The sequence below is a fragment of the Pseudoalteromonas sp. genome (assembly GCF_041629635.1).
In the GTDB taxonomy this organism is placed as follows: Bacteria; Pseudomonadota; Gammaproteobacteria; order Enterobacterales; family Alteromonadaceae; genus Pseudoalteromonas.
On sequence record NZ_JBFKMX010000101.1, the window covers coordinates 1 to 13,660 of the forward strand.

Here is a 13,660-nt window from a genome sequence, read left to right on the forward strand (position 1 = left end):
GAAAAAGATAAGATAGAAGCCCTAGGCGGCCTCGACCAGCTAATGAAAACATTAGCTGAGCGTTTAAAAGAACAACAAAAAAAACACGCGGGCGGAAATAAATGGGTAGGCACAGGCGGCACTTCACCTTTTGGTGCGTATGGTTACAACCCAGAGGGAGTTCGTATTGGTCAAGATAGCAACCGTCAGCGCCGCGCGGTCAAGGTGTGGGACAAACGCCAATTCAAAAATCTCGATCAAGACGCTGATCTAAGCTCTCGTACGATGAAACTCGCACTGAAAAAATTAAGAAAATTTGCTAGAAGTGGCGAAAGTGATGAGCTCGATTTAAATAACACCATAAGTGCTACAGCAAAACAAGGTGGCATGCTTGATGTCAAAATGAAACCAGAGCGGCACAATGCCATAAAAGTACTAATGTTCTTTGATGTTGGTGGTTCTATGGATGATTATATTCACACCTGTGAAGAACTTTTTAGTGCGGCACATTCTGAGTTCAAACACCTTGAGTTTTTTTACTTCCATAATTGTCTATATGAACATGTTTGGCAGGATAATCAAAGACGATACACAAATGTGCTTGATACTTATAGTATTATTAATCGCTTTTCGAGTGATTACAAAGTGATTTTTGTAGGTGATGCAACAATGGGTCCCTATGAAATAAGTTACCCTGGTGGCAGTGTAGAACATTGGAATGAAGAGCCTGGCCAAGTATGGTTAGAGCGTATTACACAACACTTTAGTGATGTTGTTTGGTTAAACCCTCAGCCTAAGCAGCATTGGCACTATTATCACTCAATCGGCATAATTGAAAATATAATGGAAAAAAGAATGTACCCATTAACCTTAGATGGTATTGGCCAAGCAATTAAATGCTTAAATTAATTTTATCTATTTTTCCCGAATCAAGGATAGTGACTAACCTATTGAAAGCCCCAAAAGCATCAAAAAGTTAACTTAGATTGCATCATTTTTAAATGTTATAAGGAAATTAATTCAAATGAATAACCACACCATCACAGAGTATTTTCTAAATAAACCTTATACATGCGTAAGCCACCCCTTTGGCGAACAAGTAGATGTATTCAAAGTAAAAGATAAAATGTTTGCAACCCTCTCCTTGGGCAGCGGAAATGAAAAAGGTACAAACGGTAGAATGAAGGGGCATTACTGCATTAATTTAAAATGCGATCCAGATGAAGCCCTTGCCCTGAGAGATATATTTGACGCTGTAATCCCTGGTTACCATATGAATAAAAAGTTGTGGAATACAATTATTTTGGATGGTTCAATGCCAAAAGGGGAAATAGAACGCTTAATAGATAATTCATATTCATTAGTAGTCAGTAAAATGACAAAAAAAGAACGCGAAATAATCGCACTTCAAATGTAATTTACCACAATGATAATTCGTTTTAAGGCAACAGTAGCGTTTTTTTAGAAGGTACAGCGCACTTAAAATTATAGAAAACGGACATTTGAAAACTAACCGCGTTCAAAAAAACCTAAATTTACTCGTTAAAAAAGCAGAATACCTCTGCTTTTTTAACATACCATAAAGGGTACCTTACAAATACTGAAAGCCTAAGAACTGGAATTTGCCTGAACTGGAATCTTTAGGGTCTGGCCCTACTTTAGATTCACCTAAATAAGCATCATAATGGAAAGCCCCACTGCCAGTAATAGATACGGTTTTACCTAAAATAGCTCCCATAAAATCAGCCGATGACGTCACCGTCACGTCGGTTTTTGGTGCATAGATTGCGGCATAAATGTCTTCTGTTCCTCCCTGTATAGCAACACCATCGCCAACGTAATCACTAAAAATACTAAGTACAGGTAATTTATCAGGCTCTGTTAAGCCTACGTCTGGGGTATATATTTCGCCACCCGCACCGACAGTGAAACTACCCTGTATAATAATCATCAAACTGCTGCCATCTGGAATAGTGAGGGTAGATTGGCCACCCATTTCAAAATCACCTTTAATAAACCAAACAACATTTGAATTTGGCGCTATTCTTATATGACCTTTAACAGAGACATTATCAACCATAATGACATCTCTATCCAGACTTAAAAATTTAGCTCTAACACTTTCTAAAGATGCTAAACTGCCTTGACTGGTGGAGTTTTGATCGCGAGTAAATTTAGCGCTTGTTTCACCAATAACAAATACATCACCACTGCCAGAACCACTGACAAATAAATCACCATTAGATACATAGTCTTCATTTATGTCTGCCATTTGGCTATCGATATTCAGTGGGTCACATTGCACATCACTGTTACCACTCCCATCATCAAAAGGAATTTCTTCAAGTGGTGTGATGTTGTCAAATAAAGCTGAAATATTCTCTTCAGTGTCGTGATAAGTCCCCAACCCATAGTCAGTGTGCTCAACAAAGCTGCCTGTGCCAGCATAAACTAAATCATCATTTGAAATTGTGGTTCCCCATTTAGGTAAACTAACATCGCCAATTACCCGAACACCGCCATCAACACGCCCATAAGATTGAATGAAGTTACCATAAGCTTGAACGCCAAAAGACAAGCTAGTAGTTTCAAAATCAATTATTGTGTTATTTAAGAAAACATTACCTTTACTATAAACCCCACCATAAACTGTTTCGCCGGTAATACTTAAATCAGATGGATCGGTAGCACTGCCAGTTACAGGTGATGAGATCACATCTCCACCAACCACAACTTGCGATAATGTGATGTAACTATTACTTTGGATTGAGCCGCCAACAATGGAGTTTTTAATGTCAACATAGCCTAATGCTGAAACATCACCGCCGATAAAGCTTGCAGAACTGGTAATATCGACATACCCATTTGTGCTTAAATTACCTGAAATAGACGCTGAACCACCGAAAACAACATTGCTAGTAGCTTTTACATCACCTTGAATATCAGCACCACCTTTTATGCTTATAATACCTGTGTCAGAAATTGTGCTTACCGTTACGGCATCACCCACATTATCACCACCGTAAGCGCCACTTCGCGAATCGTAGCTATCTGCCTGACCGCTCCCCCCCAGTACAACCCCATCGCAACCAGTAAGCCCTGTGGCAAACGGGGTTGGGTAACTAACAATATTTCCCGGAACAAATTTAAAAACAGCACTTAAAGTGTCGCGCCCTTCAAACTGACTTCCCTGTGTTTTAAAAGTAAATGTATCACCTGATACAGAAGCTAATTCGCTACTATACTTGCTGGAATCGACTAAACCTACATTTGACAACATTTCTTTATTAGCAGTGACTGTCTCGATAAAATCATCAAGATCCATAAAGGGATTAGCATTAATCATGTTTTCAACTTCTTCTCGGATGTTGATTACCCCCAACTCAGCTGTATGCCTAGAGTTCATTTTTTTATGAAAATTACCTGCCAGTCTTTCCTGAATAAAGTTGTCTTTTAATGATCCAGCAACTAACACACTCGCCATCATGACTAGTAACATGACACTTAAAATGGCAAAGCCATTATTGGGATGAGAATAACGCATTAATTAGTCTCCTCCTGTAAAATTTTACTGCTTAAGGCTATATCAATCCTGACTCCATTAGGTAAATCAGCAATAGGAAAACCTATAGGTAAAACGGTTATTTGGATAAGGTCGTCATTAATTACTATCGCCATATTTTCAATGCCCCGCAAAATAATCACCTCGCCATTTCCGGCATTGCAGAATAGGTTTGGTGCTTGAAAGCGATAAGATTCAGTATAAGGTGCTACTACAGGCACTGAGCCATCGCATGCAACAGCGCCTACTTTATCTTGGATAACACGAATATTATCGGGTGCTGTTGAAACAGGTGACACCATTGTTTGTTTTAAGCTACGGCTAAATACTTCGGAGGTATATCGTAAAACCTCTTGTGTATTTTCAATGTTTTTTGACAGATTGATAGAGTCTGATATACCTATATAGGCAAACCCAGTTCCTGCAACTAGGAACATAGACATAGCTGTTGCAACCATTAACTCAATAAGTGAAAAACCGGCATATACTTTCATGAACAAACCCTTGGTAATTTCACTTGTAAACCTGCACTATTTGCAAGGTTATCGGTCATCCGTTCATCACTCCAAGTTACTAGGATCTCAAAATCATCCACATTAAAACCATTGGGAAACTCAATAAAGTATTTATCTGTTTGGGGAGCCACATTCAAATCTTCGAGCGTCAGCGTACCATTTTGCAATTCACACAAATTTGCCCATGACTGTTCAACTGCATTATTCGCTTGAATTAAAGAAAGTGTGTAGTCTAGACTGCTCGAAGCGTACTGCAGAGATTTAACTTGCCCAACACCTAAACTTAACAAAGCAATTGCAGAGACCACAGTTGCAACCATGGCTTCAACTAAAGAGAAACCTCTTTGTTTACTGTGTACTTTCATTAATGCATCCCCCTTTTGTTAAATGGCTTTGACCACTAACTAAAACCGTAAAGCAGCGGTCAACTGTTTCGGCATCTCCATCTTCAATGCTTAAGTTAATGCTTGTAGTTTCACCTGACGCACGAACAGTCATATTTGCCAAGCCTTTAACAGTAATGCTGGGGTAATTACTACTAAATGTCATAACTGTTTCACCATCAAGCTGCACTAACCATTCATCACTTGAAGCAACTAATTGCACGTCTGTTTCTCTTTTTACCGCTTCACTTCGAGCAAACTTAAAGGTACTGGTCAGTTGATTAGCAGTTGCGACAAGTCGATCCGATTTAATCGTGGTTATCATAGAGGGAATTGCTACAGTACTTAAAATACCTATAATACTGGACACCACTGCTAATTCGATTAAGGTGTAGCCATTTTTCATAAGTCACCTCAACGCCAACATACATCAAGAGAAGCTGTTGTAGCGCCTTGTTGATTAACAGATAATGCGCCACACTTGTCGTCGGCTTGAACCCCCTTAGGTGAAGCACTTAATACAAATGCGGTATCGCTTCCGCGAGTATAAGTGAAGGCATAATAGTCGGATGCTTCAAAGGTAATCGCATCTTCTGCCGGATACTCGCCAAGGCGGGTATAATTTCGCTCAAGTGTTCCGGCCAATTGGAGAAGATACTGTTGTGCGTCTACCCTGCGACTTTCTTTTACATATTCAGAATAAGCAGGTAACGCAACAGCTGTTAAAATCCCTATGATTGCTACCACAATCATAATTTCAACCAATGTAAAGCCTTTGTCTTTATGCATTTCTGTAACCTTTTGCAAGTTTAGCTTCGAAATGCAAATCCTTTTGCACTGCTATTGTAAAAAGTATAGAAAAGCATAAAAAATAGACAAAACTCTAATTGTTAATTCTGTCTCATAATTAATAATTACAGCATTAAACAATAAAAAAGTATTAAAAATTAAATAGCTCAATAAACTGCTAAGCTGCTTGGCTGATATTTGTCAGTGTCGAGTATTACATTGAATTTTCGGGCTTTAGCATCAAGTTCCGCTTGCCAAATACTAAGCTCTTCCATTGTGATGGTATTATCGTCCAGCTGCCATAGTTGACGTGAACCTGCATATGAATAATTGATGATTTGCATTGCAACTACATCTCCCTCTTCAACTGCAGTTTTTAGCTTCCGCATTTTTCTTGTGATGTAATTAAGTTGCTTTTTTAATTCCCACACATAAGTTACTTCATACATAAATCCATGGTTTTTATACTTTTTAAGTACACAACCTATAACCAAAGAAGTCACTACAACCCCCAAAAGATTCCAATGAAAGTGGCTACCTTTAACGCTTGGGAAAAAAGCAATTAAGGTTTGAGCAATGCCTAAGCTCCCTAAAACCAAAGCCCCAATGCAAGCCGCTATTACTTTGTTTAAATGATTGCGATAGCGTGCTTTATTGATCTCTTTTAACTTCATTTCGAAAACCCTTTACAAATAAATATCCTAGCTAAAATTTGCATTGATTTTACCATTTAAACCGATAAAAAACTTGCAACCGAACTCTTAAATCAAAATCATGCGAGTGAATACCATAAAGGTATAAATAAGAAAAACTTAATTAAATTTGCATTTGTCTCTTGAGTTACAGTTACCTGTCGGCAAGGGCAATGGTTCATGCTCTTTAACAATTGAAGATAACGATATATGCAATTCAATCAAAAAGTACTAAGTTCCTCAAAAGACCGGAGTGAAATTAATATTAAATTCAAACATGTTGGAAAACTGCCAACCACTATAATGGCACACAACATTGTAGTGGCTGATATCACTTTAGCTACAGATGGAATAATAGCGGGCATTGAAAATGAAATGTGTAAAACAGGGAAATAATCGCGTTTATAGTTATCAAAAATAATCGGTGGCGGTGAAACACCCCTTTTGAGGACAAATGTCCTTACTGTTACATTTTATAAAACACTATAGTGGTAAATCACTTTGAAAATACAGCATTATTAAAATGAACTTTAACGTCATTAAAACGTCATAACTCTGTATTAAGTTAATGGAAATCGCGGTTACCCTGATCCAGTGACTGCACATGTTAAACCTGTGTTTACCCTAAACACATAGATTAGAGAGTCAAAAAATGGACTATTTATATCAAGGATCCAAAATCCATGTGGCATTGCCTGTGGACTTTGCATCCATCAACAAAAGCAAGGTGACTTTCGAAGATAAATCAGGCAATCAAAGCGTTGATTTCGAAAATAAGAGCGACGCTCGTCAATTCCTTAGCTGGCTAACAAGCCAAAAATAAAAAAACCGCGTACATCGCGGTTTTTTTATATTCACAATTAGAGTAAATACTTCACATAAATGTAAATTGACTGTAAAAATAACCACTTAGTTTAGTACCTTTATTAACAACAAAAATAAAGGTAAATATGAACATCAAACTCACCTCGCTACTTCTGGCAAGCTCGCTTGCTGCAGTCAGCCAACAAGCTAATGCATTCTCACAAGAAACACATAAACGTATTGTGATTGATGCTGTGAATTATATGCAGCAAAACCCTAATTCCACAGAATACGCAAAATTAGCGAACTGGGCGTCACAGCTTAATCTAACGGTAACTCAGTTAGCAAATCTGCTAGGGCAAGCTGCTTACGACGTTGATGATTTTGAAGATACATTCTTTTGTGGCGCAATCACAGGCTCTTGCGTACAAGCACCTATTTGGGGCGCTGCAGAAAGCATTGTAAAGTACACTAGCTACTGGCACTTTCAAAACCATACCCAAGGCCCTGACCAACACGGCAATGACTTTGGCGGTTATAACTACCAAAAACTTACAGTATGGGGTGACATTGATAATTTAGCCGCCACTTGGTTAAAAGGCGATTACTTGGACGATGGCCGCGGTGGCGAAACAGGTTGGTTTGGTTCTGACTCAACGAAATACAATAGCTATGGTATCACTGAAGCAAACTACCGCATTGATGGCCACTCACACTACAACATGTATGATGACTTTGAAGAAATGCCGTTCCAACCAATTGATCATTTGGGTCAATACTGGTTTCAAAAGTTTGTCGAAAGCAAAAACCCACAGATTCTAGGATTTGTATTTCATACCACTGATTTACTACAACCACATCACACTTGGGTAACATCTGCATTAAATCACTCTGGTTGGGAATCGTGGGTAAAAGATTACTACGACAAAGAGCAGCTAAACGATTTTAGTAAAGTCAGCAAAGCACTTGAATACTACGCAACACTTGATGCAAACCAGCAAGATATTCGCCCTATTCTTACTCAAGGTGGTGCACTTTCATATTCTCATGGTGGCATTGTACTTAACTCAAAAGATCACTACGACCGCGTAAATACCGGGCAAGTTGTGATCCCACATGCCATTGCTATGGTAGTTCATTTACTTAATCATGCCGTGGTACAGCTATAAATGAAGTTTTTAGTATTATTAAGCACGCTTTTAGCGTGCTTTGCACACGCTAATGTGCAATTTAATAACGAAGAAATTGCTTTTATGAACCAGTTTTATGTAAAGCAAGGCGAGCAATTAACACTAAGTCAAACACAACAAAGGCTTGAAACCCTGTACTTTCACCTTGCCCTTGCTAAACAAAAAGCACCAACATTACTGGAGCGTGTTGCAAGTGTCGGCTTTAGCACTAACTATCATAAAAAACGCTATATGATCAGCTTATTAAGTAATGAAAATACTCAAGTTTCAGTGCCAAACACCGCTCTTACAAGCACTGAACTAAAACAGCTACTTGGTAACTATCCTAATAATGGCATCGCAACAAGGCAAATTTTAGCTAAGTTAACTCAGCCTTTAACTGAAGGCTACACATTGGCAGATGCTTATAATGATGCATCGATGCAAGCACGCTTTAACTTGCACCAAGGGGACGTAAAGCAACTAACTGAATTTGTAAAAGTAGAAACACATTACCAAACCGTAAAGCAACAGCATGAGAACCCAAATATTCGCTGGCAGGTGCTCGAGTCACTCAGTACAAGTCAGGCTATCACACCAGCACTGCTCTCTTACCTCGGTGTAAAAGCCAGTATGCATAATGAAAGCCCTTACCTCGACAATTTGAAACAGCAGATAACATCGTCAGAAATAGCTAATTACTACAAACAAAATAAACAGCAATTTCGCTACAGCTCAGAAGTAACAGCCGCATCGCTTTCCTTTAGCTCGCAAGAATCTGCACAAAACGCCTATAAAAATAACGAGCTGCCACAACAGCTTAATAGCAAAAAAGCAGTTATAAAACGTCAAGCACTTAACACTAATTTTGTTAATCAAGCCGCATTCAATTTATCTATAAAACAAGGCCCTACACTTTTACGCACACCTAAAAACCTGTGGGTGATCATTCAAGTATTTGATAAAAAATATGATTACTATCCTGAAAACAGTGAAACCGTTGTTTATCAGGCGAAAACCTCGCTTGCAGCAACATTGGCTAAAAAACAGTATGCCAATACTAAAAATCAATGGCTAAAAGGCGGCCAATTATGAAATTAAAATTACTGTTAGCTAGCATAATTATAGGTTTAATTATCGCGCTTAGTTGGTTTAGCAATTTGCCAATGGGCCCAAATACTTATACTGCGATTAATGCCCCAAACGCCGAGATTTCAAATGAAAAACCCGCAGCAAAAATACAATCCATCGAAGCACAAACACCAGTACCAACCTTTAACAGCAGATCAAAAACCACATTAATCAGCCCAGTGAAAACACATGTTAAGGTTGATATTCCGCCGATATCACCAACTAAACTAGAGACAACATTTACCGGTGATTTAGATGAACATGACGCTTACTTAGCGTATGAAAGTGAACAAGAAGTCGCTCTTAAAACAGCCTATATTCAGGCAGCGAAAGAAAAGGTTAAGTTGCTTAATAGTTGGCTTGCTAGAGGGTTAGAAGAAAAAATTGATCAAACACAAATCGAATTTGCTAAAGAAAAAATAAAAGCACTTGAACAACTAAGCCAAGCCTTGGAAGAAGAACTAAAAAAGGCGAGCTAAATGCTCGCCTTTTTCCGTATCAATTTTTAAGCCGGTTTTAAATCAATTTTACGTTGATTGTAATAGGCAATTAATTCATCAACTGTTTTTTGACAATACTCGCGAATGCCCGAAACCAACATATTCTTTTCGCCTTTGCCTATAACTTTGTCGCCATCTTTAAAAACAAATGGTAGCGTGATTTTTCCACGCTTTCCTGACAATTCAAATTCAGGCGTCACAAACTCTAACACAGGTTGTTTAACGTCAAGGTTAGAAAACTCAATCGACATTGATTCGTACATCACCATAGGGCGTGCAGGATTAATCATCACCTCTTGTTCACCCATTAAAGGAATAATTACATGAGGAAAGGTTTTACCTGAAAACTCAACATAGTTTTTAATTAAACTTTGGGTCAACTCTTCACAAGTTGAAGTCTCACCTTCACGATTTACCGATAAGTACACTTTATCATCTTGTGTTAATGCAATATCACTTTCAGCTTCAGGGAAAGTAAGTGATACTTTCTCATCAACCATACCAGCAAAAGTAAAGTGCATTTTTTCACTTACACCGTACTTGTTTAACACCATTGAGAAAAGTAAATCACCTGGCACACAAAAACGCTTTGCATCAATATCGTGAAGCGGGTTGTAATCGTCAGCAATCAGTTTCGCAAATCGGCTTGCCTGATCACGTGTAAACGATACTTTTCCTTCAGATTCTTGATAGAAACCAGATAACATAAAATAACCTCAATTTTAACTTGGCCGCGCATTTTATCAGCGTTTTCCTGAATAATTGGTCATACCTGTTGAAAGGCTAAAATAACGTTTAAAATCGATACTCCATATTCAAGTAATATTTATCCATTGATAAGAAGGTATGGTGACTATAGCCCGCTTTTAGCCCCCAGTTTTTAGCAAAATCATATTGCACACCAACCCCTAAATTGGCACCGTAATTTGTTGAATTTTCTCGAGTAATCACTTCTCGCTGATTATCTCTCCAATAAGAAAGCTTGGTCGTTACATGAGTAACTGCAAGGCCTGCTAAACCGTAAAATGAAAGCTTGTCATTTACTGAATAAAAGTGATAGATACCATCTAAAGTGAGAATGCTCGCATCGCTGTCATGGTAAACATTGTTTTTACAATCAAAAAAGCAAAAGTCTAACCAATCCAGCTCAATGCCATAGGTATAGTTTGCGCGTACCGCTAAATCATTTGTCAGATAGTAACCCAAACCGATACTTGCATTAACAATATCGGCATCGTCGCCATTTAAATCATATTCATCTAACAAATCTTGTAAGTTTTGATCTAGTTCGTCTCTTGCATCCTTAGTGTTGTAGTTATAATAGTTAGAAGCAAGACCAAAATTAATAAAATATTGTCCTTGACTCTGATTATTTGCCAAGGTGGAAATAGGAAATAGCAGTGCGAGAAAAAGAGCCAAAAAAGAAATATGCTTCATAATATATCCTTTTGTATTTACATGAAAAATCAAAACCGGATATATAGTACCTAAAATAAGTAAAACGCCTACAGATTGATAGTAATAAAATGTAAAAAGCCAGCAAGATGCTGGCTTTTTGAAAGTGAGTTAACAAGTAAGGATTATTGCGCTTGATACTCTTTATAGGCTTTTTCTAATTTCTTCGCTTGTTTCTTCGACACACCAACATGGTTAAGTGCCACACGTAAACGTGCACGCGACATATCTGAACCAAGTATTTCCATTGCATCAACAACCGATGTAGACGATGTTTTACCGGTGATAGCAACAAAAATTGGCTCTAAGAAGTCTTTAATCTTTAGATCAAAGTGCGTTGCAACCGCTTTAGCAATGGCAAAAATCTCTGATTTTTCCCAAGTACGCAGCGCTTCTAATTCCCAGATGAAAATTTGCAATGCTTCACGCACCACATCTTCTTCTACTTTGCCAGAAGTTAATAATGCAGGATCATATTCTGGTGTCCCCGCAACAAAGTGACCTGCTAAATCAACTAAGTCAGATAACGTATTAATACGTGTTTTTGCCTGCGGCAATACTTTAGCAAGTAACTCAGGGTTAAACTTCCAGTCAAAGAAACGCGCCATTAACTCTTCGTCTGATAAGTTTTCGCGGATCCATAAACCGTTTAACCAGTTAAGCTTGTCGATATCGAAGATTGGACCACCTAGTGATACACGCTTCATATCAAAGTGTTCAATCATTTCATCAAGCGTGAACTTTTCACGCTCATCTGGCATTGACCAACCCATGCGGCCAAGGTAGTTAAGCAATGCTTCAGGTAAAAAGCCCATCTCTTTATAGTAATTAATCGATGTTGGGTTTTTACGCTTAGATAATTTTGACTTATCAGGGTTACGCAATAGTGGTAAGTGACCCAATACCGGCGGCTGCCAGCCAAAATCTTCATAAAGTTTTAATAACTTAGGCGCTGAGTTAATCCACTCTTCACCGCGGAAAATATGGCTAATTTCCATATGGTGATCATCTACCACATTCGCTAAGAAATAGGTTGGGAAACCGTCAGCTTTTAAAAGCACCTGCATATCTACGTTTTCCCACGGGATTTCAATCTCGCCACGTAGGTAATCGTTAAACTTAAAAGAACCTTCAGCAGGAATTTTCATACGGATAACGTAAGGCTTACCGGCTTCAAGGTTTGCTTTAATTTCGTCTTCAGACAAGTTTAATCCACGGCCGTCATACTTAGGACGAAGACCTTCTGCCATCTGCTCTTCACGCATTTGGTCAAGCTCTTCAGCTGTGGCAAAACAGTAAAAGGCTTTACCTTCATCAACTAATTGGTGAGCAAACTTTTTGTACATATCAGAACGCTCAGACTGACGGTAAGGGCCAAACTCGCCGCCCACATCAGGACCGTGATCCCAATTAAGACCTAACCACTTAAGGCTGTCCATAATCGCTTGTTCTGATTCACGCGTGCTACGCACTTGGTCTGTATCTTCAATACGCAGTACAAATTCACCACCTTGCTGTTTCGCAAAGCAGTAGTTAAATAGTGCAATATAGGCCGTTCCTAAATGCGGATCACCGGTTGGTGACGGTGCAACACGTGTACGAATTGTCATCAAATGTCTCTTATAAATCGATAGCGATAAAATTGGCGAAAAGATAGCACACCACGGCTGTTTTTCGAAGTCATTCCCACACTTTTTTAAGTTAAATTACCACCTCTATCCCACCATCACGATGCCTTAGTACTTGATCAACACGGGCAAGGCCAAGCTCGAATGCTTGTCGTGAACTTGGCCCGCCTAAAGTAAACCTAAGTGCGTTGCAATTCGCGTTGCCATTGCGTGTGAATACATCCACCGTTCGCACAATAACTCGATTGGCTTTTAATTGATTTGCCAATGAGAACATATTGATATGCTCCGGCAGTGGTAAATACACATTTAAGCCCGAAAACACCGCCGCTAAGCCATGTTTCTCAAAAAGCGCTCGCAGTAAGTTGATGCGCGCTCTTACTTCATCTGCGAGCTGCAATTGGTTGCGTTTAAATTCATCATCATTTAGTGCAAGTGCTAACAACTCAAAATTCATCATTGATACCGACCAACACTGACTATGAATTTGCTTTAGTGCTGCTTGTTGCCACAAAAATGGCGCTATTAAGTATCCTGCCCGTAAGCCACCAGCAAAGTATTTTGAAAAGCTACCTATATAAAACACCCTGTCGTTGGCAGTTTGCCAAAGTGGTAAACGCCAGTTTTCAGGTAAGCAATAGTTAACGTCATCTTCAAGAATGAAAAAGTTATAACGCTGACTGAGTGCAAGCAGCCCATCCAACGTTGCTTGGTCATAACAAATATTGGTGGGGTTTTGGCAGTTTGGCGTAATATAAATTGCTTTGACTGAATGTAACTTACAGTAGGCCTCAAGCGCAGTTAAATCGATGCCTTCAGGCATAAGCTCAATCGGTTTTGTATTTAAACCGAGTGAATCGCATGCTTGATAAAAACCCGGATAACACATTTCCTCGTGAAGCACCGTATCACCAGGTTGGCACAATGCAGCAAGCACACTGTAAATCGCTTGCTGAGCACCTTGGCAAAAAATCAGTTCCTGCTTGCCAATTTGCAAACCTTTATCGTTTAACCAAGCTTTAAAAGTACCTTGTAGTTCATCGCTGCCATTGA

The 13,660-nt window shown here is 38.8% G+C and carries 17 protein-coding genes; 7 read left to right on the forward strand and 10 right to left on the reverse strand.

The genetic code is table 11. The features are described from left to right. Together ABYD77_RS13600 and ABYD77_RS13605 are read left to right on the forward strand one after the other, a co-directional pair. Positions 1 to 888: VWA domain-containing protein (locus ABYD77_RS13600; protein ID WP_372770669.1), on the forward strand; the 888-nt coding region annotated here is incomplete at its 5' end. A 115-nt stretch (positions 889 to 1,003) separates the two neighbouring features. Beyond that, complete coding sequence (locus ABYD77_RS13605) at positions 1,004 to 1,396, forward strand: MmcQ/YjbR family DNA-binding protein (protein ID WP_372770670.1); 393 nt, start codon at positions 1,004 to 1,006, stop codon at positions 1,394 to 1,396. Between the two features lie 174 nt (positions 1,397 to 1,570). On the opposite strand, the gene ABYD77_RS13610 is transcribed toward ABYD77_RS13605, so the two are convergent. The 6 genes from ABYD77_RS13610 to ABYD77_RS13635 all read right to left on the reverse strand — a co-directional run bounded on the left by ABYD77_RS13610 (position 1,571) and on the right by ABYD77_RS13635 (position 5,902). After that, the gene (locus ABYD77_RS13610) at positions 1,571 to 3,523 is read right to left on the reverse strand and encodes a hypothetical protein (protein WP_372770671.1); all 1,953 of its coding nucleotides are present in this window, start codon (positions 3,521 to 3,523) and stop codon (positions 1,571 to 1,573) included. Continuing rightward, entirely contained in the window at positions 3,523 to 4,035 is a 513-nt protein-coding gene (locus ABYD77_RS13615) for a PilW family protein (RefSeq protein WP_372770672.1), read from the reverse strand. The genes ABYD77_RS13610 and ABYD77_RS13615 overlap by 1 nt, the downstream gene beginning before the upstream one ends. Beyond that, positions 4,032 to 4,421: a prepilin-type N-terminal cleavage/methylation domain-containing protein gene (locus tag ABYD77_RS13620; protein ID WP_372770673.1), complete on the reverse strand. Its 390-nt coding sequence runs from the start codon at positions 4,419 to 4,421 to the stop codon at positions 4,032 to 4,034. The genes ABYD77_RS13615 and ABYD77_RS13620 overlap by 4 nt, the downstream gene beginning before the upstream one ends. After that, a complete protein-coding gene (locus ABYD77_RS13625) occupies positions 4,405 to 4,845 on the reverse strand; it encodes a GspH/FimT family pseudopilin (RefSeq protein ID WP_372770674.1) in 441 nt (146 codons plus the stop codon). The genes ABYD77_RS13620 and ABYD77_RS13625 overlap by 17 nt, the downstream gene beginning before the upstream one ends. Positions 4,846 to 4,853: 8 nt before the next feature. After that, entirely contained in the window at positions 4,854 to 5,228 is a 375-nt protein-coding gene (locus ABYD77_RS13630; protein ID WP_372770675.1) for a type IV pilin protein, read from the reverse strand. Between the two features lie 167 nt (positions 5,229 to 5,395). Beyond that, positions 5,396 to 5,902, reverse strand: a complete 507-nt coding sequence (locus ABYD77_RS13635) for a DUF3087 domain-containing protein (RefSeq protein WP_372770676.1) — start codon at positions 5,900 to 5,902, stop codon at positions 5,396 to 5,398. A 228-nt stretch (positions 5,903 to 6,130) separates the two neighbouring features. On the opposite strand from ABYD77_RS13635, the gene ABYD77_RS13640 reads away from it, so the two are divergent. The 5 genes from ABYD77_RS13640 to ABYD77_RS13660 all read left to right on the forward strand — a co-directional run bounded on the left by ABYD77_RS13640 (position 6,131) and on the right by ABYD77_RS13660 (position 9,503). Then, positions 6,131 to 6,316, forward strand: a complete 186-nt coding sequence (locus ABYD77_RS13640; RefSeq protein WP_372770677.1) for a hypothetical protein — start codon at positions 6,131 to 6,133, stop codon at positions 6,314 to 6,316. Positions 6,317 to 6,572: 256 nt separating this feature from the next. Then, entirely contained in the window at positions 6,573 to 6,743 is a 171-nt protein-coding gene (locus ABYD77_RS13645; RefSeq protein WP_372770678.1) for a hypothetical protein, read from the forward strand. Between the two features lie 127 nt (positions 6,744 to 6,870). Further along, positions 6,871 to 7,893, forward strand: a complete 1,023-nt coding sequence (locus ABYD77_RS13650; RefSeq protein ID WP_372770679.1) for a phospholipase — start codon at positions 6,871 to 6,873, stop codon at positions 7,891 to 7,893. Beyond that, on the forward strand, positions 7,894 to 8,988 hold the full coding sequence (locus tag ABYD77_RS13655; protein ID WP_372770680.1) for a hypothetical protein: 1,095 nt from the start codon (positions 7,894 to 7,896) through the stop codon (positions 8,986 to 8,988). After that, positions 8,985 to 9,503 (forward strand): hypothetical protein, encoded by a 519-nt coding sequence (locus ABYD77_RS13660; RefSeq protein WP_372770681.1) that lies wholly within the window; start codon positions 8,985 to 8,987, stop codon positions 9,501 to 9,503. Before ABYD77_RS13655 ends, ABYD77_RS13660 begins: the two co-directional genes overlap by 4 nt. Before the next feature lie 26 nt (positions 9,504 to 9,529). Here the strand turns inward: ABYD77_RS13660 and ABYD77_RS13665 are convergent, their stop codons facing one another. The 4 genes from ABYD77_RS13665 to ABYD77_RS13680 form a co-directional block, all read right to left on the reverse strand. After that, positions 9,530 to 10,231: a DUF3581 family protein gene (locus ABYD77_RS13665; RefSeq protein ID WP_372770682.1), complete on the reverse strand. Its 702-nt coding sequence runs from the start codon at positions 10,229 to 10,231 to the stop codon at positions 9,530 to 9,532. A gap of 88 nt (positions 10,232 to 10,319) precedes the next feature. After that, positions 10,320 to 10,961, reverse strand: a complete 642-nt coding sequence (locus ABYD77_RS13670; RefSeq protein ID WP_372770683.1) for an outer membrane protein — start codon at positions 10,959 to 10,961, stop codon at positions 10,320 to 10,322. 143 nt (positions 10,962 to 11,104) lie between these two features. After that, the gene (gene gltX, locus ABYD77_RS13675; RefSeq protein WP_372770684.1) at positions 11,105 to 12,589 is read right to left on the reverse strand and encodes a glutamate--tRNA ligase; all 1,485 of its coding nucleotides are present in this window, start codon (positions 12,587 to 12,589) and stop codon (positions 11,105 to 11,107) included. Positions 12,590 to 12,680: 91 nt separating this feature from the next. Then, on the reverse strand, positions 12,681 to 13,660 hold a 980-nt coding region (locus ABYD77_RS13680; RefSeq protein WP_372770685.1), incomplete at its 5' end, for a PLP-dependent aminotransferase family protein.

Bases quoted from the DNA above. Each gene is read 5' to 3' on its own strand.
- ABYD77_RS13665 (WP_372770682.1), bottom strand. From the start codon at position 10,231: ATGTTATCTGGTTTCTATCAAGAATCTGAAGGAAAAGTATCGTTTACA.
- ABYD77_RS13610 (WP_372770671.1), bottom strand. From the start codon at position 3,523: ATGCGTTATTCTCATCCCAATAATGGCTTTGCCATTTTAAGTGTCATG.
- ABYD77_RS13650 (WP_372770679.1), top strand. From the start codon at position 6,871: ATGAACATCAAACTCACCTCGCTACTTCTGGCAAGCTCGCTTGCTGCA.
- ABYD77_RS13605 (WP_372770670.1), top strand. From the start codon at position 1,004: ATGAATAACCACACCATCACAGAGTATTTTCTAAATAAACCTTATACA.
- ABYD77_RS13625 (WP_372770674.1), bottom strand. From the start codon at position 4,845: ATGAAAAATGGCTACACCTTAATCGAATTAGCAGTGGTGTCCAGTATT.
- ABYD77_RS13660 (WP_372770681.1), top strand. From the start codon at position 8,985: ATGAAATTAAAATTACTGTTAGCTAGCATAATTATAGGTTTAATTATC.
- gltX (WP_372770684.1), bottom strand. From the start codon at position 12,589: ATGACAATTCGTACACGTGTTGCACCGTCACCAACCGGTGATCCGCAT.
- ABYD77_RS13640 (WP_372770677.1), top strand. From the start codon at position 6,131: ATGCAATTCAATCAAAAAGTACTAAGTTCCTCAAAAGACCGGAGTGAA.
- ABYD77_RS13615 (WP_372770672.1), bottom strand. From the start codon at position 4,035: ATGAAAGTATATGCCGGTTTTTCACTTATTGAGTTAATGGTTGCAACA.
- ABYD77_RS13645 (WP_372770678.1), top strand. From the start codon at position 6,573: ATGGACTATTTATATCAAGGATCCAAAATCCATGTGGCATTGCCTGTG.
- ABYD77_RS13620 (WP_372770673.1), bottom strand. From the start codon at position 4,421: ATGAAAGTACACAGTAAACAAAGAGGTTTCTCTTTAGTTGAAGCCATG.
- ABYD77_RS13670 (WP_372770683.1), bottom strand. From the start codon at position 10,961: ATGAAGCATATTTCTTTTTTGGCTCTTTTTCTCGCACTGCTATTTCCT.
- ABYD77_RS13655 (WP_372770680.1), top strand. From the start codon at position 7,894: ATGAAGTTTTTAGTATTATTAAGCACGCTTTTAGCGTGCTTTGCACAC.
- ABYD77_RS13635 (WP_372770676.1), bottom strand. From the start codon at position 5,902: ATGAAGTTAAAAGAGATCAATAAAGCACGCTATCGCAATCATTTAAAC.
- ABYD77_RS13630 (WP_372770675.1), bottom strand. From the start codon at position 5,228: ATGCATAAAGACAAAGGCTTTACATTGGTTGAAATTATGATTGTGGTA.